At 62.8% G+C, this 23,083-nt stretch carries 23 protein-coding genes and 2 pseudogenes; 22 read left to right on the top strand and 3 right to left on the bottom strand.

Annotated elements, in window-relative coordinates; all coding sequences use genetic code 11:
* The first annotated feature begins 40 nt into the window (after window positions 1–40).
* From AC4FWB_RS18535 to AC4FWB_RS18430, 22 genes and pseudogenes are all read left to right on the top strand, one after another.
* Entirely contained in the window at window positions 41–1,168 is a 1,128-nt protein-coding gene (locus tag AC4FWB_RS18535; RefSeq protein WP_491027700.1) for an S-(hydroxymethyl)glutathione dehydrogenase/class III alcohol dehydrogenase, read from the top strand.
* 66 nt (window positions 1,169–1,234) lie between these two features.
* Window positions 1,235–2,070: pseudogene (locus AC4FWB_RS18530) on the top strand (sugar phosphate isomerase/epimerase).
* 72 nt (window positions 2,071–2,142) lie between these two features.
* A pseudogene (locus AC4FWB_RS18525) lies at window positions 2,143–2,386 on the top strand (transposase); the annotation flags it as partial.
* A gap of 366 nt (window positions 2,387–2,752) precedes the next feature.
* Window positions 2,753–3,829 (top strand): hydrogenase small subunit, encoded by a 1,077-nt coding sequence (locus tag AC4FWB_RS18520; protein WP_127299106.1) that lies wholly within the window; start codon window positions 2,753–2,755, stop codon window positions 3,827–3,829.
* Window positions 3,829–5,625, top strand: a complete 1,797-nt coding sequence (locus AC4FWB_RS18515; protein ID WP_491027699.1) for a nickel-dependent hydrogenase large subunit — start codon at window positions 3,829–3,831, stop codon at window positions 5,623–5,625. The genes AC4FWB_RS18520 and AC4FWB_RS18515 overlap by 1 nt, the downstream gene beginning before the upstream one ends.
* Before the next feature lie 12 nt (window positions 5,626–5,637).
* Window positions 5,638–6,216, top strand: coding sequence for a HupE/UreJ family protein (locus AC4FWB_RS18510; protein WP_491027698.1), 579 nt, complete (start codon window positions 5,638–5,640; stop codon window positions 6,214–6,216).
* A gap of 9 nt (window positions 6,217–6,225) precedes the next feature.
* Entirely contained in the window at window positions 6,226–6,930 is a 705-nt protein-coding gene (cybH, locus tag AC4FWB_RS18505; protein ID WP_491027697.1) for a Ni/Fe-hydrogenase, b-type cytochrome subunit, read from the top strand.
* A 303-nt stretch (window positions 6,931–7,233) separates the two neighbouring features.
* Window positions 7,234–7,923, top strand: a complete 690-nt coding sequence (locus AC4FWB_RS18500) for a HyaD/HybD family hydrogenase maturation endopeptidase (RefSeq protein WP_491027696.1) — start codon at window positions 7,234–7,236, stop codon at window positions 7,921–7,923.
* Window positions 7,923–8,249, top strand: coding sequence for a HypC/HybG/HupF family hydrogenase formation chaperone (locus AC4FWB_RS18495; protein WP_491027695.1), 327 nt, complete (start codon window positions 7,923–7,925; stop codon window positions 8,247–8,249). The genes AC4FWB_RS18500 and AC4FWB_RS18495 overlap by 1 nt, the downstream gene beginning before the upstream one ends.
* 4 nt (window positions 8,250–8,253) lie before the next feature.
* Complete coding sequence (locus AC4FWB_RS18490; protein ID WP_491027694.1) at window positions 8,254–8,697, top strand: thioredoxin domain-containing protein; 444 nt, start codon at window positions 8,254–8,256, stop codon at window positions 8,695–8,697.
* A gap of 26 nt (window positions 8,698–8,723) precedes the next feature.
* A complete protein-coding gene (locus AC4FWB_RS18485) occupies window positions 8,724–9,569 on the top strand; it encodes a hydrogenase expression/formation protein (protein WP_491027693.1) in 846 nt (281 codons plus the stop codon).
* Complete coding sequence (locus AC4FWB_RS18480; protein WP_491027692.1) at window positions 9,566–9,790, top strand: rubredoxin; 225 nt, start codon at window positions 9,566–9,568, stop codon at window positions 9,788–9,790. Before AC4FWB_RS18485 ends, AC4FWB_RS18480 begins: the two co-directional genes overlap by 4 nt.
* Window position 9,791: 1 nt before the next feature.
* Window positions 9,792–10,358: a [NiFe]-hydrogenase assembly chaperone HybE gene (hybE, locus tag AC4FWB_RS18475; protein WP_491027691.1), complete on the top strand. Its 567-nt coding sequence runs from the start codon at window positions 9,792–9,794 to the stop codon at window positions 10,356–10,358.
* On the top strand, window positions 10,355–11,557 hold the full coding sequence (locus AC4FWB_RS18470; RefSeq protein ID WP_491027690.1) for a nickel-dependent hydrogenase large subunit: 1,203 nt from the start codon (window positions 10,355–10,357) through the stop codon (window positions 11,555–11,557). Before hybE ends, AC4FWB_RS18470 begins: the two co-directional genes overlap by 4 nt.
* Entirely contained in the window at window positions 11,557–11,898 is a 342-nt protein-coding gene (gene hypA / locus AC4FWB_RS18465) for a hydrogenase maturation nickel metallochaperone HypA (protein WP_491027689.1), read from the top strand. Before AC4FWB_RS18470 ends, hypA begins: the two co-directional genes overlap by 1 nt.
* Complete coding sequence (gene hypB / locus AC4FWB_RS18460) at window positions 11,898–12,824, top strand: hydrogenase nickel incorporation protein HypB (RefSeq protein ID WP_491027688.1); 927 nt, start codon at window positions 11,898–11,900, stop codon at window positions 12,822–12,824. The genes hypA and hypB overlap by 1 nt, the downstream gene beginning before the upstream one ends.
* Entirely contained in the window at window positions 12,824–13,069 is a 246-nt protein-coding gene (locus AC4FWB_RS18455; RefSeq protein WP_491027687.1) for a HypC/HybG/HupF family hydrogenase formation chaperone, read from the top strand. The genes hypB and AC4FWB_RS18455 overlap by 1 nt, the downstream gene beginning before the upstream one ends.
* A complete protein-coding gene (hypD, locus tag AC4FWB_RS18450; RefSeq protein WP_491027686.1) occupies window positions 13,066–14,217 on the top strand; it encodes a hydrogenase formation protein HypD in 1,152 nt (383 codons plus the stop codon). Before AC4FWB_RS18455 ends, hypD begins: the two co-directional genes overlap by 4 nt.
* The gene (gene hypE / locus AC4FWB_RS18445; protein ID WP_491027685.1) at window positions 14,214–15,263 is read left to right on the top strand and encodes a hydrogenase expression/formation protein HypE; all 1,050 of its coding nucleotides are present in this window, start codon (window positions 14,214–14,216) and stop codon (window positions 15,261–15,263) included. The genes hypD and hypE overlap by 4 nt, the downstream gene beginning before the upstream one ends.
* 212 nt (window positions 15,264–15,475) lie before the next feature.
* Window positions 15,476–15,793: a nickel-dependent hydrogenase large subunit gene (locus AC4FWB_RS18440; RefSeq protein WP_491027684.1), complete on the top strand. Its 318-nt coding sequence runs from the start codon at window positions 15,476–15,478 to the stop codon at window positions 15,791–15,793.
* Between the two features lie 10 nt (window positions 15,794–15,803).
* Window positions 15,804–18,143: a carbamoyltransferase HypF gene (gene hypF, locus AC4FWB_RS18435; protein WP_491027683.1), complete on the top strand. Its 2,340-nt coding sequence runs from the start codon at window positions 15,804–15,806 to the stop codon at window positions 18,141–18,143.
* Window positions 18,144–18,708: 565 nt separating this feature from the next.
* A complete protein-coding gene (locus AC4FWB_RS18430) occupies window positions 18,709–19,785 on the top strand; it encodes a cytochrome-c peroxidase (RefSeq protein ID WP_491027682.1) in 1,077 nt (358 codons plus the stop codon).
* A 319-nt stretch (window positions 19,786–20,104) separates the two neighbouring features.
* Here the strand turns inward: AC4FWB_RS18430 and AC4FWB_RS18425 are convergent, their stop codons facing one another.
* From AC4FWB_RS18425 to AC4FWB_RS18415, 3 genes are all read right to left on the bottom strand, one after another.
* Entirely contained in the window at window positions 20,105–21,034 is a 930-nt protein-coding gene (locus AC4FWB_RS18425) for a LysR family transcriptional regulator (protein WP_491027752.1), read from the bottom strand.
* A gap of 578 nt (window positions 21,035–21,612) precedes the next feature.
* Complete coding sequence (gene nodB, locus AC4FWB_RS18420; RefSeq protein ID WP_491027681.1) at window positions 21,613–22,269, bottom strand: chitooligosaccharide deacetylase NodB; 657 nt, start codon at window positions 22,267–22,269, stop codon at window positions 21,613–21,615.
* Between the two features lie 435 nt (window positions 22,270–22,704).
* Window positions 22,705–23,049, bottom strand: coding sequence for an aldo/keto reductase (locus tag AC4FWB_RS18415; protein ID WP_491027680.1), 345 nt, complete (start codon window positions 23,047–23,049; stop codon window positions 22,705–22,707).
* Window positions 23,050–23,083: the final 34 nt, after the last annotated feature.

Below are 23,083 nucleotides of genomic sequence, written 5' to 3'. Positions count from 1 at the left end.
CCACCACTTCATCAGGACCACAAACTATGGAGCAAGTTAGATGGACGTACGCGCCGCCGTGGCCGTTCAAGCCGGAAAACCACTCGAAATCATGACCGTGCAACTCGAAGGTCCCCGCGACGGCGAGGTGCTGGTCGAGGTCAAGGCGACCGGCATCTGCCACACCGACGAGTTCACGCTGTCGGGCGCCGATCCGGAAGGCATCTTTCCGGCCATCCTGGGGCATGAGGGCGCCGGCATCGTCGTCGATGTCGGCAAGGGGGTGACCTCGGTCAGGAAGGGCGACCATGTCATCCCGCTCTACACGCCCGAATGCCGGCAGTGCCCGTCCTGCCTGTCGCGCAAGACCAACCTGTGCACCGCCATCCGCGCCACGCAGGGGCAAGGCCTGATGCCGGACGGCACCTCGCGCTTCTCGGTCAATGGCGAAAAGCTGTTTCACTATATGGGCTGCTCGACCTTCTCCAACTTCACCGTGCTGCCCGAGATCGCGGTCGCCAAGGTCAATCCCGACGCCCCCTTCGACAAGATCTGCTACATCGGCTGCGGGGTGACCACCGGCATCGGCGCCGTGATCAACACGGCACGAGTCGAGCAGGGCGCGACGGCGGTGGTCTTCGGCCTCGGCGGCATCGGCCTCAACGTCATCCAGGGGCTTCGCCTTGCCGGCGCCGACATGATCATCGGCGTCGATTTGAACAACGACAAGAAGGCCTGGGGCGAAAAATTCGGCATGACGCATTTCGTCAATCCGAAGGAGATCGACGGCGACATCGTGCCTTACCTGGTCAACATGACCAAGCGCGGCGCCGACCAGATCGGCGGCGCCGACTACACTTTCGACTGCACCGGCAACACCAAGGTGATGCGCCAGGCGCTTGAAGCCTCGCATCGCGGCTGGGGCAAGTCGGTCGTCATCGGCGTTGCCGGCGCCGGCCAGGAGATTGCGACAAGGCCGTTCCAGCTGGTCACCGGCCGCAGCTGGATGGGCACCGCCTTCGGCGGCGCGCGCGGCCGCACCGACGTGCCGAAGATCGTCGACTGGTACATGGAAAAGAAGATCCAGATCGACCCGATGATCACCCATACGCTGACGCTGGAGGACATCAACAAGGGTTTCGACCTCATGCATGAGGGCAAGTCGATCAGGAGCGTCGTGATTTACTGAAGAATCCTGCGCGGCGCGCAGGCCGCGCGAAGTCATCATCACACGGTATCGATTAGGGGAGGTCTGATGCAGCAACTCAAGGTTCTTCAATCGCTGTGGGCGATGGAACGACGCGAGCCCGATGGGTTTGAGCGAACTTTAGATGAGAACGTCCGCATGATAACGGACGGATCCTTCGCCGGCGTTAGCGCTTTTGTTGAGAATAAGGAGCACACACAGGCGCTTAAGATGGCTCTAAGTGGAACCGGCCTGCTTGTTGAGGCATGTGGAGCACCCGCCACCGATGATGATTTAAAAAGGCAGATCGACCTGGCTGGTGAGCTTGGCCCACTGCATTTCAATGTGCAGCCGGATGTAATGTAAGGTTGCGCGGACTTCCCGAGGGGATCGATCTTATTCAGCGTTGGATGAGGATCGGCGAAAGCGCCGATTTCCCGGTTTATTTCGAGACGCACCGCAATCGACTCACGACCGACCTTTTCTACACGCTCGACTTGCTGGATGCGGTACCCAATATTCCGTTCCTCGCAGACTTATCGCATTTCCTGGTGGGCCGGGAATTTGCCTGGCCAGTGAGCACCGAAAACCATCGACTGATCGAGCGGATCTTGGATTCGTCTTGGGCATTTCACGGCCGAGTGGCATCGCGCGAGCAGGTCCAAATCGAGATTTCGTTCCCCCATCACCAGATGTGGGTAGATCTTTTCGCGAAGTGGTGGCGCTACGGCTTCAATAGTTGGCGGCGCCGCTCGAGGTCAGAGGCCATCCTAAGTTTCACGTGCGAGCTTGGGCCTCGTCCATACGCGATCACAACACGAACTGGGAGTGACTCGACAGACAGATGGGCAGAAGCGCTGCTGATGCGCGATCTCGTGATGGGTATATGGGCTGAGCTGGCATAATCTGCTTGCCAGCCTCAAAGATGTTGAAGACACACTCGGCCGCCGCCTTCGCCACAGCGAAACTCGGGTGCAATGGCCTGCTGCCGGAAATGCAGCCGCAAGGTCAAGCTGGAAGCAGTGAGGGTGGTGAAGGATCGGGCGTGGCGGTGGCGCGGGTGACCGTGATCTTAATCCTCATGAGAATGTCCTGCGCAATGGGTCCGTGGGATGAGTGCTGATCCGCAGCATTCCCGGTCATGGTCAGATGAAGCCGAAGCTTGATCGGCTGCGCAAGGAAGCCACGAAGCTGAAGACGGAGCGCGATATCCTAGAAAGGCCGAACCCATCCCTGACACCGACCACGTCATCTTGGTACACTGGGCAATGGAAGGCTTCTTCTGTCCCGAGCGGACAGCCCGCAAGGTCTACAGGATAAGGAGTGACGCCGGCGAATGGCGGGTCGCAACCCGGTCTGGACAAGCCTGTTCTTCGCTGGAACCAGACGGCCGGCCAAGCACATCGGCAGTGAAAGGTTCCTTGCAATTTGTAGGTCAGCTTGCCGGTGGCATCCGGCTCGCTGTGCTGTCGGCATTCTGTCTTGCAGCATAATCAGCTGAAATCATTTGCCTTCCGGTTCTGGCATTGAACTTGCGTATTGATGCCTGCAGTGTCGAGGGATGGCGCTGCTCATGAGGAGAGCCCGATGCAAGAGACCTTCTATGAAGTCATGCGGCGGCAGGGGATAACCCGCCGGAGCTTTCTGAAATTCTGCAGCCTGACGGCGGCGTCGCTCGGCCTCGGCCCGGCCTTCGCGCCGAAGATCGCCTATGCGATGGAATCGAAGCCGCGCATTCCTGTGCTCTGGCTGCACGGGCTCGAATGCACCTGCTGCTCGGAGAGTTTCATCCGCTCGGCTCATCCGCTCGCCAAGGATGTCGTGCTCTCGATGCTGTCGCTCGACTACGACGACACGATCATGGCGGCCGCCGGCCACCAGGCCGAAGCGATCGTCACCGAGACGGTCGAGCAGTACAAGGGCAACTACATTCTCGCCGTCGAAGGCAATCCGCCCCTCAACGAGGACGGCATGTTCTGCATCATCGGCGGCAAGCCCTTCGTCGATCAGCTCAAATACGCCGCCCAGAACGCCAAGGCGATCATATCCTGGGGGTCCTGCGCCTCATGGGGCTGCGTGCAGGCGGCGCGGCCGAACCCGACGCGTGCGACGCCCGTCCACAAGGTTCCCGGCCTGCCCGACAAGCCGATCATCAAGGTGCCCGGCTGCCCGCCCATCGCCGAGGTGATGACGGCCGTCATCACCTACATCCTGACCTTCGAGCGCTTCCCCGAACTCGACCGGCAGGGCCGGCCGAAAATGTTCTACAGCCAGCGCATCCACGACAAATGCTACCGGCGGCCGCATTTCGACGCCGGCCAGTTCGTCGAGGCCTTCGACGACGAGGGCGCGCGCAAGGGCTACTGCCTCTACAAGATGGGCTGCAAGGGCCCGACCACCTACAACGCCTGCTCCACCGTGCGCTGGAACGGCGGCCTCTCCTTCCCGATCCAGGCCGGTCATCCCTGCATCGGCTGCTCGGAGGACGGCTTCTGGGACAAGGGCGATTTCTACAGTCGCCTCAGCAACATCAACGGCTTCGGCGTCGAGGCCAACGCCGACAGGATCGGGGCGACGGCCGCGACGGTGGTCGGCGCCGCGGCGGCCGCGCATGCGGCGGCGAGCGTCGTCAAGCGGATGCGCGAAAAGGGAGGACAAAGCTGATGGGCATCCAGACACCGAACGGGTTCAATCTCGAGACCTCGGGACAGCGCGTCGTCGTCGATCCGGTGACCCGCATCGAAGGCCATATGCGCTGCGAGGTCAACGTCGACCAGAACAACGTCATCCGCAACGCGGTTTCGACCGGAACCATGTGGCGTGGGCTCGAAGTCATCCTCAAGGGGCGGGACCCGCGCGATGCCTGGGCCTTTACCCAGCGCATCTGCGGCGTGTGTACCGGAACGCATGCGCTCACCTCGGTGCGCGCGGTCGAGGATGCGCTCGGCATCACGATCCCCGAGAACGCCAACTCGATCCGCAACATCATGCAGCTTTCGCTGCAGGTACATGATCACCTCGTGCATTTCTATCATCTGCACGCGCTCGACTGGGTGAACCCCGTCAACGCGCTGAAGGCCGATCCCAAGGCGACGTCGCAGCTGCAGCAGACGGTTTCGCCGAGCCATCCGATGTCGTCGCCCGGCTATTTCCGCGACGTCCAGAACCGGCTGAAGAAATTCGTCGAGAGCGGCCAGCTCGGCCCGTTCAAGAACGGCTACTGGACCAACCCCGCCTATCTGCTTCCGCCCGAGGCCGACCTGATGGCGCTCACGCACTATCTCGAAGCGCTCGATTTCCAGAAGGAGATCATGACGACGCGCACGATCTTCGGCGGCAAGGATATCCACCCGAACTGGCTGGTCGGCGGCGTGCCATGCGCGATCAACATCGACGGGGAGCTCGCCGCCGGCGCGCCGATCAACATGGATCGGCTGAACTATGTCCGCAGCGTCATCGACCGCTCGATCGAGTTCGTCGAAAATGTCTACATCCCCGACATCATCGCCATCGGCGGCTTCTACAAGGGCTGGCTCTACGGCGGAGGGCTGTCGGGCAAGAGCGTGCTTGCCTATGGCGACATCCCCGACAAGGCGAACGACTATTCGGCCGCCAATCTCCTGATGCCGCAGGGCGCGATCATCAACGGCAATCTCAAGGAGGTGCAGCCGGTCGACGTGCGCGATCCCGAGCAGGTCCAGGAATTCGTGCCGCATTCCTGGTACAAATATCCGGACGAGGCCAAGGGCCTTCACCCTTGGGACGGCGTCACCGAGGCGCATTACGAACTCGGGCCGAACGCCAAGGGCACGCGCACCAACATCGTCGAGATCGATGAGAGCGCGAAATATTCCTGGATCAAGGCGCCGCGCTGGCGAGGCAATGCCATGGAGGTGGGGCCGCTCGCCCGCTACGTCGTCGGCTATGCCCAGGGCCGCGAGGACATCAAGGAGCAGGTCGATTCGACGCTGCGGGCGCTGAACGTTCCCCTCGAGGCGCTGTTTTCGACGCTCGGCCGCACGGCGGCGCGCGCGCTCGAAGCCCAATGGGCCGCGCGCAAGCAGGCCTATTTCCTCGACAAGCTGGTCGCCAACATCAAGGCGGGCGACAGCGCGACGGCGAGCACCGACAAATGGGACCGGAAGACCTGGCCCTCGGAGGTCAGGGGCGTCGGCTTTACCGAGGCGCCGCGCGGGGCGCTCGGCCACTGGGTGCGCATCAAGGACGGCCGCATCGAGAACTACCAGTGCGTCGTGCCGACCACCTGGAACGGCTCGCCGCGCGATCATCAAGGCAATATAGGCGCGTTCGAGGCCTCGCTCATGGACACGAAGGTGGAGCGGCCGGAGGAGCCGGTCGAGATCCTCAGAACGATCCACAGCTTCGATCCCTGCCTCGCCTGCTCGACCCATGTGATGGGTCCGGACGGCCTGGAATTGGCCAAGGTGAAGGTGCGCTAGGGAGGAATTGAGATGAGACGCATGGTTCTGAAACTTGTTTCCGCCGCGGGCGCGCTCGCGGCTCTCGCCGGCCCGGCGTTCGCCCATGTCGGTGTCGGCCACACCGACGGCTTTGCCGCCGGCATGGCGCATCCTTTGCTGGGCCTCGACCATCTCATGGCCATGGCCGCGGTCGGCATTTGGTCGGCGACGGCTGCGCCTTCACGGCCGTGGGCGGCGCCAGCGGCCTTCGTCGGCATGATGATCGCCGGCGCGGCGCTCTCCTTCGCCGGCATAGGCCTGCCGGCGGTCGAAGGCATGATCGCCCTATCGGTGCTCGCGCTCGGGCTGATGATCGTAGCTGGCGCGGAGCTGCCGACCGCCGTCGGCGTCGGCCTCGCCGGCCTCTTCGCCGTCTTCCACGGCCACGCCCATGCAAGCGAGGCGACCGGCGCGGCCTTGGCCTATGTCGCAGGCTTCACGCTCTCGACCGCGGCGCTGCACGGGCTCGGCGTTGGCGTGGGGTTGAAGCTCGCCCAATGGCCCCTGGCGCGTGCAGGCCTCGGCATCCTCGTCGCCGGCTCCGGCGCGGCGCTGGTCTTCGGCGGGTAGGAGGCAGCCATGAGCGTCAGCCACACACCGCGCAACGAGGAGGCCGTCTATGTTTATGAGGCGCCGCTGCGCCTCTGGCACTGGGTCAACGCCTTCGCGATCTTCATCCTGGCCGGAACCGGCTACTTGATCGGGTCGCCGCCGCCGGCGGTCGGGGGCGAGGCAAGCGCCAGCTTCCTGTTCGGCTGGATCCGCTATCTGCATTTCAGCGCCGGCTACGTGCTTGCCGTCGGCTTCGCCTTCCGCATCTACTGGGCGTTCGCCGGCAGCGAGCATGCCCGCCAGATCTTCCTGCCGCCGGTCCTGAGCGGCCGGTTCTGGCGCGAACTCTGGCACGAGGTGCTCTGGTACGCGATGCGGGTCAAGGAGCCGATGAATTATTCCGGGCACAATCCGCTCGCCACGCTCGCCATGCACATCCTGTTTGTCTGGTTCACGATCTTCATGATCGTGACGGGGCTTGCGCTCTACGGCGAGGGCGAGGGGATGGGGTCCTGGCAGTACGGCCTGTTCACGAGCTGGGTAATTCCGCTCTTTGGCCAGAGCCAGGACGTCCATACCTGGCATCATCTCGGAATGTGGGTGATCATCTGCTTCATCATCGTCCATATCTACGCCGTGGTGCGTGAGGACATCATATCGAGGCAGTCGATCATCTCCTCCATGTTCTCGGGCTGGCGGACCTTCCGGGGCAATGGAGTGCCCAAGGACTGACTCCCACTGACGCTCGTGACCGCGAGCATTTGGGCCGGTGCGGCGTGCAGCCGCGCCGGCCTTCTTTTTGCGGGCTGAAAGGCGACTTTTCTGTGTGTGAAATGTCTGCTTGCCGCCAACATTTGTCGTTGGATGTGGAAGGTTCTCTCCGACTGGCTGGCGAAACAGGCAGCCCACCTTTCAGTTTTGCGCCGCGACCGGCCCTCGTATCCTTGCTTTTGCTGGGTTCGCCCGAGCCCCAGTAGATTTGGCCTGCTTCTTGCGCCTTCTGTTGGAGAAAGCTGGAGGCAGGAGAAAAAGCCTTTGGAGGACGCACCCTCGGTGCTGGTACTCGGCATCGGCAATCTGTTGTGGGCGGACGAGGGCTTCGGTGTCCGCGCCGCGGAGGAATTCAACCGTCTCTACGAGTCTTCCGAAAACATGCGCGTGATGGATGGCGGCACGCAGGGCATCTATCTCGTCCAGCACATCCGTGAGGCCGATATTCTGGTCGTCTTCGACGCGGTCGACTACGGCCTGCCTGCCGCCACCATCAAGGTCGTCGAGGGCGACGAGGTCCCCGCCTTCCTTGGCGTGAAGAAGGTTTCCCTGCATCAGACCGGCTTCCAGGAGGTGCTGGCGATGGCGGCGATGATGGGCGACTATCCTCGCCATCTGCTCCTGGTCGGCGTCCAGCCGCAGGAGTTGGAGGACTATGGCGGCAGCCTGCGCCCGGCAGTCAGGGACCGCATCGTTCCGGCGATCGGCATCGCCGTCGGCTGGCTTGCCCTCCAGGGAGTGGCTGTGGAGCGGCGCGCCGAGCCGCTTGCCGAAGACGAGACGCTGGCGTCGTGCGAGATGCGGATCGGCCTCTATGAGAGCGGGCGGCCGCGGCCCGACGAAGCCTGCCGCATCGGCGATGCGCGCATCCTGCAAGGCGGCGGCTTCCGCGCGCCGGAGAATTACGAGAGCGAGATCGATCGGCTTCTCGGTTCGCGGGCAGGGCAGGGCTGATGTGCATCGGCGTGCCCCTTGAGGTGATCGAATCGCACGACGGCATCGCGCTCTGCCGGGGGCGGGCCGGACTGCGTCGGATCGACATGACGCTCACCGGTGACCAGCCGGCCGGCACGTGGGTCATCGCCTTCCTCGACGCGGCGCGCGAAGTGATTACGCCCGAGGCCGCGCGCCGGATCGCCGACGCTCTAGAAGCCGCCGAGCGGGCGCTCGCCGGGGAGACCGATCTCGACCATCTCTTCGCCGACCTCGTCGGACGTGAACCGCAATTGCCGGATCACCTGCGCGCGGCCTCTTCAGCACAAAGTAGGGAGGACGCTTGAGCCCATGTTTTCGCCGCTTCTCAGCAAGATGATCGAGCGCCACGGCATCGCCGTCGTTGACGAAACGACGGTGGATGCGTTCGCCGAAAACCACGACTTCACGGTGCTCTTCTTCGCCGGCGACTGGCAGCAGCTCGTCGAGAGCAACGACGTGGCGGTGATCCTGCCGGAACTGGTCGCAGCCTTCCAGGGTGTGTTCAAGGCGGCGGTCGTCGCCAAGGAGAGCGAGCGCAAGCTGCAGAGCCGCTATCGGTTCAACGCGTTCCCTGCGCTCGTTTTCCTGAGAAACGGCGAATATCTCGGCGTCATCAAGCGTGTGCTCGACTGGGAGGACTATCTCGGCGAGATTTCCTCCATCCTGGCGTGCGAGCCTTCCGCGCCGCCGCCCTTGGAACTACCGGAGGGCTGCGCAACCGGCAATCATCATGATCACGACCATTTCCATTGAGCGGGCGTAAGCTGGGAGGCTAGAACATGGCGATCACGTCTTTTGGCGGCCGGGGGCCGGGCTCGCAGCCGGTCGAAGAGGACGACGGCGAGTTGCAGTATATGGAGATGCCGAAAGGCATGCTCACCTTCGCCCGACCGATCCTGCCGGAAAAGGAAGGCGTCGCCGGACTGCGAGCGGCGCTCGCCGTCCTCTCGGCGGTGGCCGACAGCCTCGCCGCCTTTTCGCTCGGGCGTCCGAATGCGGTCCATAATCTCGCCGGCCTCGACAGTGCCAACCTCGCGCTGGTCGACCAGGCGCTCGGCGAAGGCGAGGTGTCGGTGATCTGCGGCGGTGATATCCAGGCGCAGGAATCGGTGCTTGCCGGAGTCTGGCGCATCCGCCGGACATGTCCGGACGGCCGGCTCGCGAGCGATACGGTCGAGGTCGGGCCTTTCCCGTCCGCCGTGATGGCGGAGGCCTTCGCCGGGAGCCGCGACGCGCTCGCCGCCCCGGCGGTCTACCCAGCGGGCGTCTTCAACGCGCCGCCACTGATTGCCGAGATCAACGAGCACATGGGCCGCACGGGGCCGGGCGTCGAGCCGCATGTGATCAACCTGTCGCTCCTGCCGCACACGGAAGAGGATCTTGCCTTTCTCGATAACCTGCTCGGACAGGGGCCAGTCGTGGTCCTCTCGCGCGGCTACGGCAATTGCCGCGTTACGACGACCGCGACGCAGGACGTGTGGTGGGTGCGCTTCTACAATTCGACCGAAGCACTGATCCTCAACACGATCCAGGTGACGGCCCTGCCGGAGGTCGTCAGCGCCGCGCCGGAAGACATTGCCGATAGCCACGGCCGGCTGCTCGAAATCCTCGAGGGCTATCGATGACGGCGTCCTTCTTCGACGGCTCCTATGGCGGGGACAACGCCAAGATCGGCCGGGCGACGCGGCTCGAATGTAAGATCTGCTGGCATGTCTACGATCCGGCGGAAGGCGACGATTACTGGCAGATACCGCCCGGAACCTCTTTCGCCCTACTGCCGCTGCACTGGAGCTGCCCCAATTGCGATGGCTCCCGGAAAGATTTCATGGTGATAGAGGACGATTGACGTGGATCAATCGCTTGCCGTCGCCCGCTGCCTGGAGTCCGCCTTTCAAAGGATCGCGCGGACATCGATGAAGGGCATCCCGATCCTCAATCCCACGCTGTCCATCCGGGCGCTGGGCGTGCGGATGTGGCAGGGCGAGTGGCTTGCGGTTCTGATCACGCCCTGGTTCATGAATCTCGTCCTGTTGCCTGCCGCGGGCGCCGAGGCACGTTCCCGGCTGCGGCCCGGCGCTAAGGAACACGTTGCATTCCCTGCGGGCAGGTTCGAATTCATCCACGCCTACGAGGAAGAACTTGGCGCCTACCTCACATGTTCGCTTTTCTCGCCGGTCTTCGAGTTTGCCGATCAGGAGAGCGCGGAAGAGACAGCACGGCAAGTGCTCGCGGAGCTTTTCAAGGGCGAAACGGATGACGATGAAGACGTCGACATGGTCCGCCTCTGGGAGGGCCGCCTGCCGAAGCCCGCCGCCAGGCCGGATGAAGACGCCGCCACCCTGGCCGCAGCAGAGCCTCTGCCGCTGACTCGCCGCGCCCTGTTCGGGCTTCGAGACGAGGAGGCCCAGCAATGAGCCTCGACGGGCGGGTCGTTATCGATCTTTTTTGCGATGGCGGCGTGGTCTGTCGGGCGCGCGTCCAGCCGGCGCGCCCGGTCGGCCTCGGCCCGATCGTGAAGGACAGATCGGCCACCGAGGCCGTCACGGCGGTGGCATCGCTGTTCAGCGTCTGCGGCATGGCGCAAGCGGCGGCCGGCGTGCAAGCGGCCGAAGCGGCTATGGGCATCGAGACCGATCCGCCAACGCAAACGGCGCGGCAGCTCCTCGTGCTTGCCGAAACGCTGCGCGAGCACCTCGTCAGGATCGGCCTCGACGTTCAGCGCCTCACAAATGCCGCGCCTGAGGCGGCGCTCATGCGCCGCGCCGTGGCACTGCCTATGCGTCTGAAGCAGGCGCTGTTTCCCGACGACGACGCTTTCATGTCCGGTGCGCGAGCCGGATCGCCAGGCACCGACGCCAGTCGCATCGCCGCCGAAGCCGCCGAATTGACGCGCGCCACGGTCCATGTGGAAGCAGAAAGCCTTTGCGAAATGGACGCGGCCGGTTTCGCCGCCTGGGCCTCGGAAGGGGGCACCGCCGCCGCGCGGTTTGTCCACCGGATCCTGGTAAGGGACTGGGCCACGATAGGCTGCCCGAAAGCACAAGGAAACAGCGAAAAGTCGCGGGCGCCCGCGGACACAACTTGCCTCGCCCGGCAGGCCGGCGAGCCGCTCGTGGGAGCCTTCCTCTCGGCGGAGGGCGAAGGAGGACTCGGCGCGCGCCTGGCGGCGCGGTTCGTTGAGGCGGTAAAGCTTCCCGGCGAGATCGCCGCCGGCCTTGCGGTGCTGCGGGGGAGGAGCGGGATCCGTCCCCGTGGTTTGCGGGGAGACAGTATCTCGACGCGCCGGATGGCCGGGAGGGAAGATGCGGCAGGCTGGCGCAGTTCCTCGTCCGGTGATCTCCTCCCCGGAAACGGTGAGACGAATGCTTTCTCCGGCATCGGCTGCGCCGAGGCTGCGCGCGGCAGGCTCGAGCACCGTGTCGTGCTTCGCCAGGGACGTGTGGTCGACTACGCGATCGATGCTCCGACAAGCAGCCATTTCGGCGAAAACGGCATCGCGGAACGCTCGCTTGCGGCGCTCGCCGCGCCGACCCCCGCGGAACTCGCGCTGCAGGCGGATCTTCTCGTGCGCGCCATCGACCCCTGTGTCGGCTACGAGGTGAGGTTCCACTGATGCACGAGATGACGATCTGCGAAAGCATCCGCGGCATCCTCGAGGAAGAAGCCGCGAGGCAGAGCTTCGCCAGGGTCGACCGCGTCTGCCTGGAGATCGGACGGCTCGCCGGCGTCGAAGTCGAGGCGTTGAAATTCGGCTTCGACATCGTCATGCGCGGATCGCTCGCCGAGAGCGCCAGGCTCGACATTCTGGAAACGGAGGGTCACGCATGGTGCATGCCCTGCGGCCGGAGCGTCGCAATCGCCCAGCGCTACGAACCTTGTCCGGATTGCGGCAGCCATCAGTTGCAGGTGACCCGGGGCGAGGAGTTGAGGATCAAGGAATTGGAGGTGAGCTGATGTGCACGGTTTGCGGATGCGGCGAAGGCGAGGTGCGGATCGAAGGCAAGGCCGCGGCCGCCCATCATCATCATCGCCACGAAGATGGCCGCCTCAATCACAGGTACGGCCACGGCCATGCCGGTCATGGTCACGGACATGACCATCACCGTCACGACCATCATCCACACGACTATGGTTCGGACGCCGCCGCTGGCCATGCGCCCGGCATGAATCAGGCGCGGCTGATCCAGCTCGAACGGGACATACTTTCCAAGAACAACCGATATGCCATGGAGAACCGCCAGCTTTTCGCCGCGCGCGGCGTGCTCGCGCTCAACCTCCTGTCGAGCCCCGGCTCGGGCAAGACGACGCTTCTCTGCCGCACGATCGAGGCGCTGAAGGGCAAGCTTCCGGCCGCCGTCATCGAGGGCGATCAACAGACGTCGAACGACGCCGAGCGCATCCGTGCCTCAGGCGCTCCGGCGATTCAGATTAATACCGGCAAGGGTTGCCATCTCGATGCGCACATGGTGGGCCATGCCGTCGAACATCTCGATGTCGCCGGGGGTTCGCTGCTCTTCATCGAAAATGTCGGCAATCTCGTCTGCCCGGCCGGCTTCGATCTCGGCGAGGCGCATAAGGTGGTGATCCTTTCGGTCACCGAGGGCCAGGACAAGCCGCTCAAATATCCCGACATGTTCCACGCGGCGGACCTGATCATCCTCAACAAGACGGACCTTGTGCCGCATCTCGACTTCGATCTCGAAGCCTGCATCGCCAATGCGCGGAAGATCAATCCAAAGATCAAGGTCCTGCAGCTTTCGGCGCGGACCGGCGAAGGGATGACCGACTGGACCGGATGGATCTTCGCGGCCCGCGCGATGGTGCTCGCCGGCCATCCGCTTGCGGCCGAACTTCGGACTGAACTGAAGGAATCGGCCTGATGTGCCTCGCCGTGCCCGCCCGCGTGGTGGAGCTCCTGGACGACGACACGGCGGTCGTCGCCTTCGACACGGTGAGGAAGCGCATCTCGCTCGCGCTTGTCGAGGACGTGGCGATCGGCGATTTCGTGCTCGTCCATGTCGGCTATGCGCTGCACAAGGTGAGCGTCGATGAGGCCGAGCGCACGTTGAAGATGATGGCGGAAGCCGGTGTGCTCCAGGAGGAACTGGAGGCGATCGAGGCATGAAATATGTCGACGAATATCGGGATCAGGAACTCGCGCGCACCGTTGCCGCTGCGATCGCGGCCGAGGCCGATCCTGGCAGGAGCTACCATTTCATGGAGTTCTGCGGCGGCCACACGCATGCGATCTTCCGCTATGGCGTGCAGGACCTAATGCCTGAGAACCTGCATTTCGTGCACGGTCCAGGCTGCCCGGTGTGCGTGCTACCGGCCTCGCGGCTCGACGATGCGGTGGAACTTGCCGAGCGGTACGGTGTGATCCTCTGCACCTATGGCGACGTGATGCGCATACCGGACACCAAGCAGCGGAACCTTATCCGGGCAAAGGCTGACGGCGCCGACATACGCATAGTTTATTCGACGCTCGACGCGCTCAGGATCGCACGCGAGAATCCGGACCGGCGGGTCGTCTTCTTCGCCATCGGCTTCGAAACCACGACGCCGCCTACCGCAGCGGCGCTCAAGGTGGCCGAGGCTGAGAGGCTCAGGAATTTCACCGTCTTCTGCAACCATGTGCTGACCCCGCCGGCGATCAGCCACATCCTCGCGTCGCCGGAGGTGCGGGACCTCGGCATCGTCAAGATCGATGGCTTTCTCGGACCCTCGCACGTCTCCTCCGTGATCGGTTCGCGGCCCTACGAGTTCTTCGCCGAAGAGTTCCAGAAACCGATCGTCATCGCCGGCTTCGAGCCGCTCGACGTGATGCAGTCGGTGCTGATGCTGATCCGCCAGGTCAATGAGGGGCGGCACGAGGTCGAGAACGAATATATCCGCGTTGTGACCAAGGAAGGCAACCTCAAGGCGCAGGCGCTGGTGAGCGAGGTCTTCGAGCTGCGCAAGAGCTTCGCTTGGCGCGGGCTGGGCATAATGCCCTACAGCGCGCTTCGCATCCGCGACGCTTATGCCGATTTCGATGCCGAGGAGCGGTTCGAGCTGTCGGTCAAGGCTTCGCGCGACGCGAAATCCTGCGAATGCCCGTCGATCCTGCGCGGCGTCAAGAAGCCGACCGACTGCAAGCTGTTCGGCACGGCCTGCACGCCGCACAATCCGATCGGCTCCTGCATGGTCTCACCGGAAGGCGCCTGCGCAGCCTACTGGACCTACGGTCGCTTCCGCGAACAGCAGCCTTCCAAGCTGGAGGCAGCCGAATGACCGTGGCCGATCCCAGGCTCGCCGAGGACACCGCGCGCGTCCGCGGTTCGGTCGACATGACCCACGGCGCGGGCGGGCGCGCCATGGCCGAGCTGATCCGCGACGTTTTCCACAAGCACCTCGCCAACGAGTATCTGGCGCAAGGCAATGACGGCGCTCTTCTGGGCAGCGTCCCCGGCCGACTGGTGATGGCGGCCGACAGCCACGTCATTTCACCGCTGTTCTTCCCGGGCGGCGACATCGGCGCGCTTTCCGTTCACGGCACCGTCAACGACGTCGCCATGATGGGCGCCAGGCCGCTCTGGCTCTCCGCTTCCTTCATCATTGAGGAAGGATTTCCCCTCACGGATCTGGAGAGGATCGTCGTCTCCATGGCGCTGGCCGCGCGCCAGGCGGGCGTGCCGGTGGTCACCGGCGACACCAAGGTCGTGGAAAAGGGCAAGGGCGACGGCGTGTTTGTCTCCACGACCGGTGTCGGCGTCGTCTCCGAAGCCACCGACATCAGTGGAAGCAACGCGCGGCCCGGCGACGCGATCATCGTCTCGGGCACGATAGGCGATCACGGCATCGCGATACTTTCCAAACGCGAGCATCTCGACTTCGAGACCGAGATACTGTCCGACGCACAGCCGCTCAACGATCTGGTTGCGGCAATGCTAGCGGCCGTGCCCGGCATTCGCGTGCTGCGCGATCCGACCCGCGGCGGGCTGTCGGCCACGCTCAACGAGATCGCGCACCAGTCGAAGGTCGGCATGGTAATCAGGGAAACGGCCGTGCCGGTGAAGCCGGAAGTCGCGGCGGCCTGCGAACTGCTCGGCCTCGAGCCGCTCAATGTCGCTAGCGAAGGCAAGCTGATTGCGATTTGTGGGGCGGACGACGCCGCAACCCTGCTTGCCGCCATGCACAGCCATCCGAAAGGACTCGATGCGGCCCTCATTGGCGAGGTCGTCGCGGACGAGCACGCGCTGGTCACCATGCACACCCGGCTCGGCGGCATGCGCGTTGTCGACTGGATCGTCGGCGAACAGCTTCCCAGGATCTGCTGAGATGCGAATCTTGCTCCTTGTCACTGCCTTCAATGCGCTGAGCCGGAGCTCTTCGTCGAGCTCCGCCAAGTAGGACACGAGGTCTCGATCGAGATCGACGGCAACGATGCCCGAACGATCGAGGCGGACGAGCTCTTCGAACCCGACCTGGTGTTTAACCTTGCCTGAGACGTGCGATCCCAGCCGCCCAAATGTACGAGAACCATACCTGCATGATCCGCGATCTCAGACCTGGCGAAACCTTTTGCAATCACGGCGCCATCGCGGCCGACAGCCAGGGCACGGGCCTGACGGAGGCAGCTAGCGGCTCGCTCGGCCATTGGCCGACGGTGCGCAATGGCCGGATCGCGAACTACCAGATCATTGCTCCGACGACTTGGAACTTTTCGCCGCTCGACCGTGAGGGCAATGCGGGTCCGCTGGAGCTCGCGCTCGAAAGCGCGCCCGTGCGTCAAGACGAGACCGAACCGGTCGCAGTCCAGCACCTCGTGCGCTCGTTCGACCTGTGCATGGTCTGCACGGTGCATTGAGGGCCAGGCGATGAGCATGCCGCTCGCTGCTTCGCCAGCCGTCCGGGGTTACATGATCCGGGTCGCCGGCGTCGTGCAGGGCGTCGGCTTCCGGCCAACGGTCTGGGGCATAGCCACCGCCCTCGGACTCGCTGGTCACGTGCGCAACGATGCAGCGGGTGTCGAGATTGCGTTGTGGTGCAGCGACGCGGAACTGGCCGCCTTCAGGCAAAGGCTCACCGCCGAATGCCCGCCCTTGGCGCGCATCGACGCGATCCAAACCGTCGATGTCGAAGGCGTGCCCCCGGCCGGCGGCTTTGCCATCGTTGCGAGCGCGGGCGGGCAGGTAAGGACAAGCGTCGTCCCCGACGCCGCATGCTGTGAGCAATGCCTTGCCGAAATCCTCGATCCAGGCGACCGTCGCTACTCCTATCCATTCGCGAACTGCACGCATTGCGGTCCGCGTCTGTCGATCATCGAGGCGATTCCGTACGATCGCGCCTCGACCTCGATGAAAGGCTTCGTCATGTGCGAGGAATGCCGGGCCGAGTACGAGAACCCGGCGGACCGGCGTTTCCATGCGCAGCCGATCGCCTGCCCCGCCTGCGGCCCGCGGATCTGGCTTGAAAGCAGGGCTGGCGTTGCAGTCGAAGGAGCGTCGAAGGCCGTTATCGAGAGGGCGGCCGCCTTGATTGCGTCAGGGCACATTGTGGCCCTCAAAGGTGTCGGCGGCTTTCACCTCGCCTGTGATGCGACCGAAGACGATGCCGTTGCGCGGCTGCGCGGCCGCAAGCGGCGCGAGGCGAAGCCTTTCGCGCTGATGGCACGCGACCTGCGTCAGGTCGGGGAATTCGCCCGTATCTCCGGAGAAGAGCGCGTAGCTCTCGGCTCGCGAGCCGCGCCGATCGTGCTGTTGCGCGGCCGAAGGGGCTGCGGCATCGCGGCGGGGATTGCCCTCGGCGGTGACCGGCTTGGCTTCATGCTGCCCTATACTCCGCTCCACCACCTCCTGATGCGGGCGCTCGACAGGCCGATCGTCCTGACCTCGGCCAATCGTTCAGGCGAGCCGCAATGCACGGAAAACGACGAGGCCAGACGCTATCTCAGCGGCATCGCCGATCACTGGCTGATGCACGACCGTGCTATCGTTAATCGACTGGATGACAGCGTCGTGCGATGTGATCGGCATGGCGTTTCGGTCCTGCGCCGCGCTCGCGGCCTGGCGCCGGAGGAAGTTGCCGTACCGGATGGGTTCGACGGTTCGCGTCGGGTGCTTGCCGTCGGCGGCGATCTCAAGGCCGCCTTCTGCCTGGCGGGCAACGGCAAGGCGCTGCTTTCCCAACATCTCGGCGACCTCGAAGAACCGAAGAGCGAGCAGGCCTGGCGAGACGCCGCCGCCCTGTACCGGAGTATCTTCGACGCGAGGCCGGATATCGTCGTCACCGACTTGCATCCCGGCTATCGCTCGACGCGCATCGGCGTCGAACTCGCGCGCGAGACCCGCGCGAAACTGGTCAAGATTCAGCACCATCACGCTCACCTCGCCTCTTGCATCGCTCAGCACGGCCGCGCCCTCGACGCGCCGCCGGTTCTGGGCGTGATCCTCGACGGCACGGGTTTCGGCGAAGACGATACGATCTGGGGCGGCGAGTTCCTGCTAGGCGATTATCGCCGCTACAAGCGTCTGGCCCATTTCGACGCGGTTGCGATGCCGGGCGGCGACCGGGCGAGCCGGGAGCCCTGGCGCAATGCCTACGCGCATCTTCGCGCCGCCTTCGGCCCTGACTTCTTGTCTGGTCCGGCAGGTGGCTTGCCGTTTGCGCGGGCGCTCGCCCAAAGGCAGCCGAATGTCGTCGCGAAAATGATTGAAAGAGGCGTGAATACCCCACTCGCGTCCTCCGCAGGACGGCTGTTCGACGCTTGTGCGGCGATCCTTGGGACCTGCTTCGAGCTACAGTCCTATGAAGGGCAAACAGGCATGGAGTTAGAAGCGTTGGCAAACCCGTTCATCGAGGAGGCCGAGGCTTGGGCGCTGCCTTCCGACGATCGATCGATCATTCGCTGGCGAGGTCTCTGGGCGGCATTGCTGCGCGACATGGCTGCGGAGGTCGAAACCGGCCTGATCGCCGCGCGTTTTCATCGGACCTTGATCGCTGTCGTGTTCAGGACCACGCGCCGATTGGCCAGCGAGAACGAAGTCAACACGATTGCGCTTTCCGGTGGCGTCTTTCAGAACCGGTTCATGCTTGAAGGCGTCTTCTCGGAACTCTCCGCCGCTGGGTTCGAGGTGCTGGCCCATACGAACGTCCCAGCCAATGACGGGGGGCTGGCGCTCGGCCAGGCGATGATTGGCTTAGCCGCCCTCGGCTAAGAAGTACTGCAGTAGCCTACGGATTCCGCGCCTCTGCTTGCACAAGGACGCGAACGCGACCTTGCTTGCGAAAAGCAGGCGACGCGAGCCCACGATTGTTCACCTTTAAGCCGTGGACGCAACGAATGCGAGCAGGCAAGGCCCGCTTGTCGAGCAAGGGCTCAAGTGCACCACCAGGTGCAGCGACCAATTTTGTGTGAAGCCGCAGTCGCAGTCGGCATTTGGAATTCGAGGAGGCCAATCAATCGGTGGCCACGCCCGAAATGGATTTCCATCCTATGTGGCACCCGCTAACCATCGACATTTCGCAGTCGACTTTGTCGGGTTGGCGACACTGGCGATATTGCGTGACACTGTCCCGTTCGAGCCGAACCGCTGAAAACTTCAGAAAAATCTCGGTTGGCCTCGAATGGCATGATCCTTGTTGTTCCCCATTTGCCAGACGTGGCCGCGGCCGACCGCGCCTGCGGTCCGCGCCAAATGCGACGGGGGTAAGGATGGTACCGACGATAGGCTGCATATTGGTCAGCCTCAGATCCGCCTTCAGGGTAGAGCAGGCTTTACCGTGAACACATTCCTTCCCTTCTTCTTCCGCTTGGCGGCGCGCTTCCTGAGTTTTCCATGTGCTGCACTGATGTGCTGTCTGCTCGCCTCCGAGGCCGGGGGGCAGGACAACCTGCTGGATGTGGCGAGGTCGCTGTTCAGCCCCATTCCCAAGCGCGTTGCCGGTCTGGACGGCAATCCGGCAACGTCAGACAGGCTCGAGTTGGGAAAGATGCTTTTTTTCGAGTCGCGGCTCTCGAAAGCTCACAACATCAGCTGCAACACCTGCCATCAAATCGGCCGCGGCGGCGCTGATGGCCGCTCTACTTCAATTGGCCACAACTGGCAGCGCGGCGACCGCAATGCGCCAACAGTGCTCAATGCGGTGTTCAATACCGCTCAGTTTTGGGACGGCAGAGCCGCCGACCTGAAGGAGCAGGCCGGCGGCCCGATCGCGAACCCGATCGAGATGGGGACCATTCCTGAACGAGCGGTCGAAGAGCTGAAGGGCATTCCCGGCTACGTAGAAGCGTTCGGCAAAGCCTTCCCAGATGAAATCGATTCCCTCAATTATGACAACATCGCGAAAGCGATCGCCGTGTTCGAGGCGACGCTGATCACACCCAACGCACCCTTTGACCGATACCTTGAGGGCAATGAGAACGCGCTCACCACTGAACAGAAGGAAGGGCTCAGGCTTTTCGTCGACAGGGGATGCTCCTCCTGCCACAACGGAATTAATGTGGGCGGGGGCATGTATGCTCCTTTTGGCGTGGTCGAGAAGCCCGGCTGGGAATTCCTGCCGCCTGACGACAAAGGACGTGTTGAGGTGACGCGCAAAGTGGACGACGAGTATGTCTTTAAAGTCCCGACGTTGAGGAACGTCGTACTCACTGCCCCCTATTTTCACAGTGGCCAATCGTGGGACCTCGATCAGGCCGTGGCTGTGATGGGCACCACTCAGCTCGGCACGCAGCTGAAACCTGAGGAAGTCGACAACATCGCTGCCTTTCTGCGGGCCCTCACAGGGGACCAGCCGCAGGTAGTCTACCCAATCCTGCCGCCGAGCGTCGTTACGACTCCCCGGCCAGCGCCGTGACCGCATAGGCCCGCGAGGCGCCGAAGGACACCAACGCAGCATTGCAACGGCCTTTCAAGGACCTAACGGTGGTGGTGAACGGCGCGCGCGCCGTTTGGCTGCCATGAAAATTCGGCAATGGCAGATATGTCGGAGCCGACGCGGGGGAATTCACGCTCCGGCATTGGATGTCCGTCAACGACCTCGCAAGCGCCTCTCCGCTGTCATGGAGGTTCAAACGGACCCCAGATACGGACGAACATACACACAATACGCGCACCTGGCGTCCACGGCGAAGCACACCGACGCTGACCCGCGGATCAGATCCAAGGTGTGCAAGTCATGCGGCAACCTCGGGAGATGGCATCAGGCGAGATGCCTCCTCCAACAGTATCTTTCGCATCCAGACGCTTGCCGGATCGCCATTGTGAAGGGCAGGCCACTGCATCGCCAGGGTGAACGCTGGCAGCGAGAGTGGAAGCTCGACGACGCGCAGCGGTAGCGTCTTTGCGAAATGCTTAACAAGCCTCAATGGCATGGTCCCGATGCGACTGGTGCCTGGTAGCATCAGAGGGATCATGGTGAACCCGTGCACAACCACCTCGCTACGTCTCTTGATTCCGTGCTCAATCAAAAACCATTCGTCAATGGATGGCCTCAGCGAACGTCCGAACTTGGTCATTACATGGCCCATTGACATGTATTTCTCGAACGTGAGCTTTCCAGACAGTTCCTTGTTCGTCCGACACCCCACACAAGCGAGTGTATCGTCGAAAAGCCTCGCTTTCGGGTGCGCGTTCGACATAAACAATTCCGGAAGGATCAGCAAATCGGCGTCACCCCGCCGGAAAAGTTCGTCCGGATCGTCAGCCAGAGGCAGAAGTTCGAAGCTGACGAAAGGGGCTTCTCGCGCAACTCGCTCCACGACCTTTTGGAAGAAAACGATCGTCATGTAATCGGAAAGCATTACCCTGAAGCAGCGGTCGGATTCCCTTGGCTTGAACTCTTCCCAGGAAATAACCGAGAACTGGATGTGCAACAGCGCCTCGCGAACCGGTGAGGCAAGACCCTCCGCTCGCGGTGTCGGGACGAGCTCACGTCCCCTCATCGTAAAAAGCTCATCGCCAAAATAGCTGCGAAGCCGGGCGACAGCCGCGCTCATGGCTGGTTGGCTAAGGTTGATACTGCGAGCCGCCGCTGTGAGGTTACGCTCAGTCATCAGAGCATCGAGCGCGACGAGGAGATTTAGATCAAGGCCCTTAAAACGCATGCCCATTCCTAATCCAAAGCATGGAGGCCTGCCATCCAAGCAATCAATTTCACCAATGTCACGAGATGCTGCTTTGGGAAAGTCCCATATAGGCTGATTCAAATCGAGGCAGCGAAGGAGCAAGCAAGGTGCTGGGAGCTCATCAGCTCGGGCCACGATGCTCGAAGGTTCCTGCGGCCGAAACGACCAGCACCGTGATCGGGATAGCAAATCTGAGCGCCATTGCCTCGACCACGAAGCAGACTTTGAAAACGATAAGGTGCGCTGGAGTTGTGCCGGCGCAATCGTCGATGTCGTCTTCGCCTCCCATCCTGCTAGGCGCCAAAGTGCTCTTACGCGACGGCTGTCCTCCCTGCGAGAGAATCAAGGCCAGTTTGCGAATTGGATCCTCATGGCGCTGGGCCGTCTAATTCCGACATATGCAAAGATCAGAAAGCGCCATGCTTCTTTGAACCGTATGCTTCGCAGTCAGAGTCCGGTTCGTCCGACGCAAATGCCGAAAGTTATCGCTGCACGAAGACCCTCTATATGTCCTAAAGTAGATCGCAGCAGTCAAAACGCGGAAGCAACAGGTACTTTCAGTCAAATTGAGGAAGTGGGCGGATTTGGAATCCGCGCTCAAGCAAAGCGGGAATTAGACGGGATAGCGCCGTGACGGTCTGATATCGCGGACCGGCATCAGTTCCGGCTCTCAACTCGTCGGGTGGACACCCGTCGTGCAAGCGCACGATTGCGCCGGGCTTCACAGATTCCAGGACTGCATCAGCGATAGTTCCCACGCCGGGGCGAGACCAGTCGCGCGGGTCTACCGACCAGTGGATAGCTGCCAGTTCAGCGATCGCGGACGCGGCAAATATCTCTTCGGTCCAGTTCCCGTAAGGTGCGCGCATGTGCCGGACTGAAGCTTGAGGGCACGCCATCATAATAGCCGCATTTGCGTCAAATATTTCACGCTGCACTTCATCAAGCCCGCATCTAGACAAGTCCGGATGAGTCATCGTGTGGTTGCCTATTTGGTGCCCTTCCGCGACCATTCGTTGAATCAGCTCCGGTTGGCCTAAGGCATAGGCGCCGATGACGAAGAACGTCGCCGGCACCCGATGTTTCGCGAGTAGATTCAAGATCTGCGGTGTACAAAGCGGATTAGGGCCGTCGTCAAACGTTAAATAAACACTGCGGCGCCCGATGCAATCGTCGCACTCACTGTGCACGTCCCCCCAGTCGGAATGCATCATTGGCTCTGGTCCGTTCCGATTGATTGTCGCTCCGGCCGGCCAATCAGACATTGAACATTGAACGGGTATAATAGTGCCGCGCCCGCCGTGTATGCGTCGCTTCCAATTGTCGTCCATGTCGGATGCCCGATGCAGGATTCGCCAACTTCAGTAAAATCGATTGATTGGATTAAGCGCATCCACGTTGTGGATGGTTTTTTCGTAGCACGCGGGACGACACACACCTCGCGTGATCCGGCGTCGGCAACTCCCGCAGCATAACTAGCGATTGGAGTTCCCTACCGTGGTCCGCCCCAGCGTTGCGCAGTGGGTTGGATAGATACCGCTATGACGGTCCGTCACGCCGGGCCTGCATGGCTGATGCGGCTTCTATCCCACTGAGTTCCCGTCTGGGTTCGGTGCTGGCCAGGAGGAGCCTTTTTGCGGTCGTTGCGCCTAACGCATAGGACATCGTGAGCGTGATGCAGGAGTTTGTGCAGGCGGGCAAGGTGAAGTATCTTGGCCTCTCCAACTCGCACGCGGATACCATCCGTCGCGCCAGCGCTCGCTCCGATTTCGGGGATCGGGACATTGGGGTCGGGGGATGTGCTGGTAAAGCAGATCGATGGCCTCCACGTTCAGATTCTTGAGGTTGGAGTCCACGACTTTTCGGATGGTCTCCAGGCGAGAGTCGGGGGCGTAGCTTTCCGTCAAGCCGAACTTCGTTGCGATCGTCACTTGGTCGCGGATCGGCCGCAGTGCGATGCCGAGCAGTTTCTCGCCTTCACCCCAGCCGTACATGTGGGAGGTCGAAGTGGGTGACGCCGAGCTCATG

Source organism: Mesorhizobium sp. LEGMi-168a (assembly GCF_058312955.1).
The sequence above is the reverse complement of the archived record's forward strand: the minus strand, read 5'-3'. Positions and strand labels throughout refer to the sequence as shown.

What these genes read in the sequence shown, in the direction of transcription:
- hypF (WP_491027683.1), top strand. Translation starts at nt 15,804, where the DNA reads ATGAGCATGCCGCTCGCTGCTTCGCCAGCCGTCCGGGGTTACATGATC.
- AC4FWB_RS18470 (WP_491027690.1), top strand. Translation starts at nt 10,355, where the DNA reads ATGAGCCTCGACGGGCGGGTCGTTATCGATCTTTTTTGCGATGGCGGC.
- AC4FWB_RS18535 (WP_491027700.1), top strand. Translation starts at nt 41, where the DNA reads ATGGACGTACGCGCCGCCGTGGCCGTTCAAGCCGGAAAACCACTCGAA.
- hypB (WP_491027688.1), top strand. Translation starts at nt 11,898, where the DNA reads ATGTGCACGGTTTGCGGATGCGGCGAAGGCGAGGTGCGGATCGAAGGC.
- AC4FWB_RS18510 (WP_491027698.1), top strand. Translation starts at nt 5,638, where the DNA reads ATGAGACGCATGGTTCTGAAACTTGTTTCCGCCGCGGGCGCGCTCGCG.
- nodB (WP_491027681.1), bottom strand. Translation starts at nt 22,269, where the DNA reads ATGATGCATTCCGACTGGGGGGACGTGCACAGTGAGTGCGACGATTGC.
- AC4FWB_RS18495 (WP_491027695.1), top strand. Translation starts at nt 7,923, where the DNA reads ATGTGCATCGGCGTGCCCCTTGAGGTGATCGAATCGCACGACGGCATC.
- AC4FWB_RS18425 (WP_491027752.1), bottom strand. Translation starts at nt 21,034, where the DNA reads ATGCGTTTTAAGGGCCTTGATCTAAATCTCCTCGTCGCGCTCGATGCT.
- AC4FWB_RS18520 (WP_127299106.1), top strand. Translation starts at nt 2,753, where the DNA reads ATGCAAGAGACCTTCTATGAAGTCATGCGGCGGCAGGGGATAACCCGC.
- AC4FWB_RS18415 (WP_491027680.1), bottom strand. Translation starts at nt 23,049, where the DNA reads ATGTACGGCTGGGGTGAAGGCGAGAAACTGCTCGGCATCGCACTGCGG.
- AC4FWB_RS18490 (WP_491027694.1), top strand. Translation starts at nt 8,254, where the DNA reads ATGTTTTCGCCGCTTCTCAGCAAGATGATCGAGCGCCACGGCATCGCC.
- hypA (WP_491027689.1), top strand. Translation starts at nt 11,557, where the DNA reads ATGCACGAGATGACGATCTGCGAAAGCATCCGCGGCATCCTCGAGGAA.
- hypE (WP_491027685.1), top strand. Translation starts at nt 14,214, where the DNA reads ATGACCGTGGCCGATCCCAGGCTCGCCGAGGACACCGCGCGCGTCCGC.
- AC4FWB_RS18480 (WP_491027692.1), top strand. Translation starts at nt 9,566, where the DNA reads ATGACGGCGTCCTTCTTCGACGGCTCCTATGGCGGGGACAACGCCAAG.
- AC4FWB_RS18485 (WP_491027693.1), top strand. Translation starts at nt 8,724, where the DNA reads ATGGCGATCACGTCTTTTGGCGGCCGGGGGCCGGGCTCGCAGCCGGTC.
- AC4FWB_RS18455 (WP_491027687.1), top strand. Translation starts at nt 12,824, where the DNA reads ATGTGCCTCGCCGTGCCCGCCCGCGTGGTGGAGCTCCTGGACGACGAC.
- cybH (WP_491027697.1), top strand. Translation starts at nt 6,226, where the DNA reads ATGAGCGTCAGCCACACACCGCGCAACGAGGAGGCCGTCTATGTTTAT.
- AC4FWB_RS18440 (WP_491027684.1), top strand. Translation starts at nt 15,476, where the DNA reads ATGATCCGCGATCTCAGACCTGGCGAAACCTTTTGCAATCACGGCGCC.
- AC4FWB_RS18515 (WP_491027699.1), top strand. Translation starts at nt 3,829, where the DNA reads ATGGGCATCCAGACACCGAACGGGTTCAATCTCGAGACCTCGGGACAG.
- hypD (WP_491027686.1), top strand. Translation starts at nt 13,066, where the DNA reads ATGAAATATGTCGACGAATATCGGGATCAGGAACTCGCGCGCACCGTT.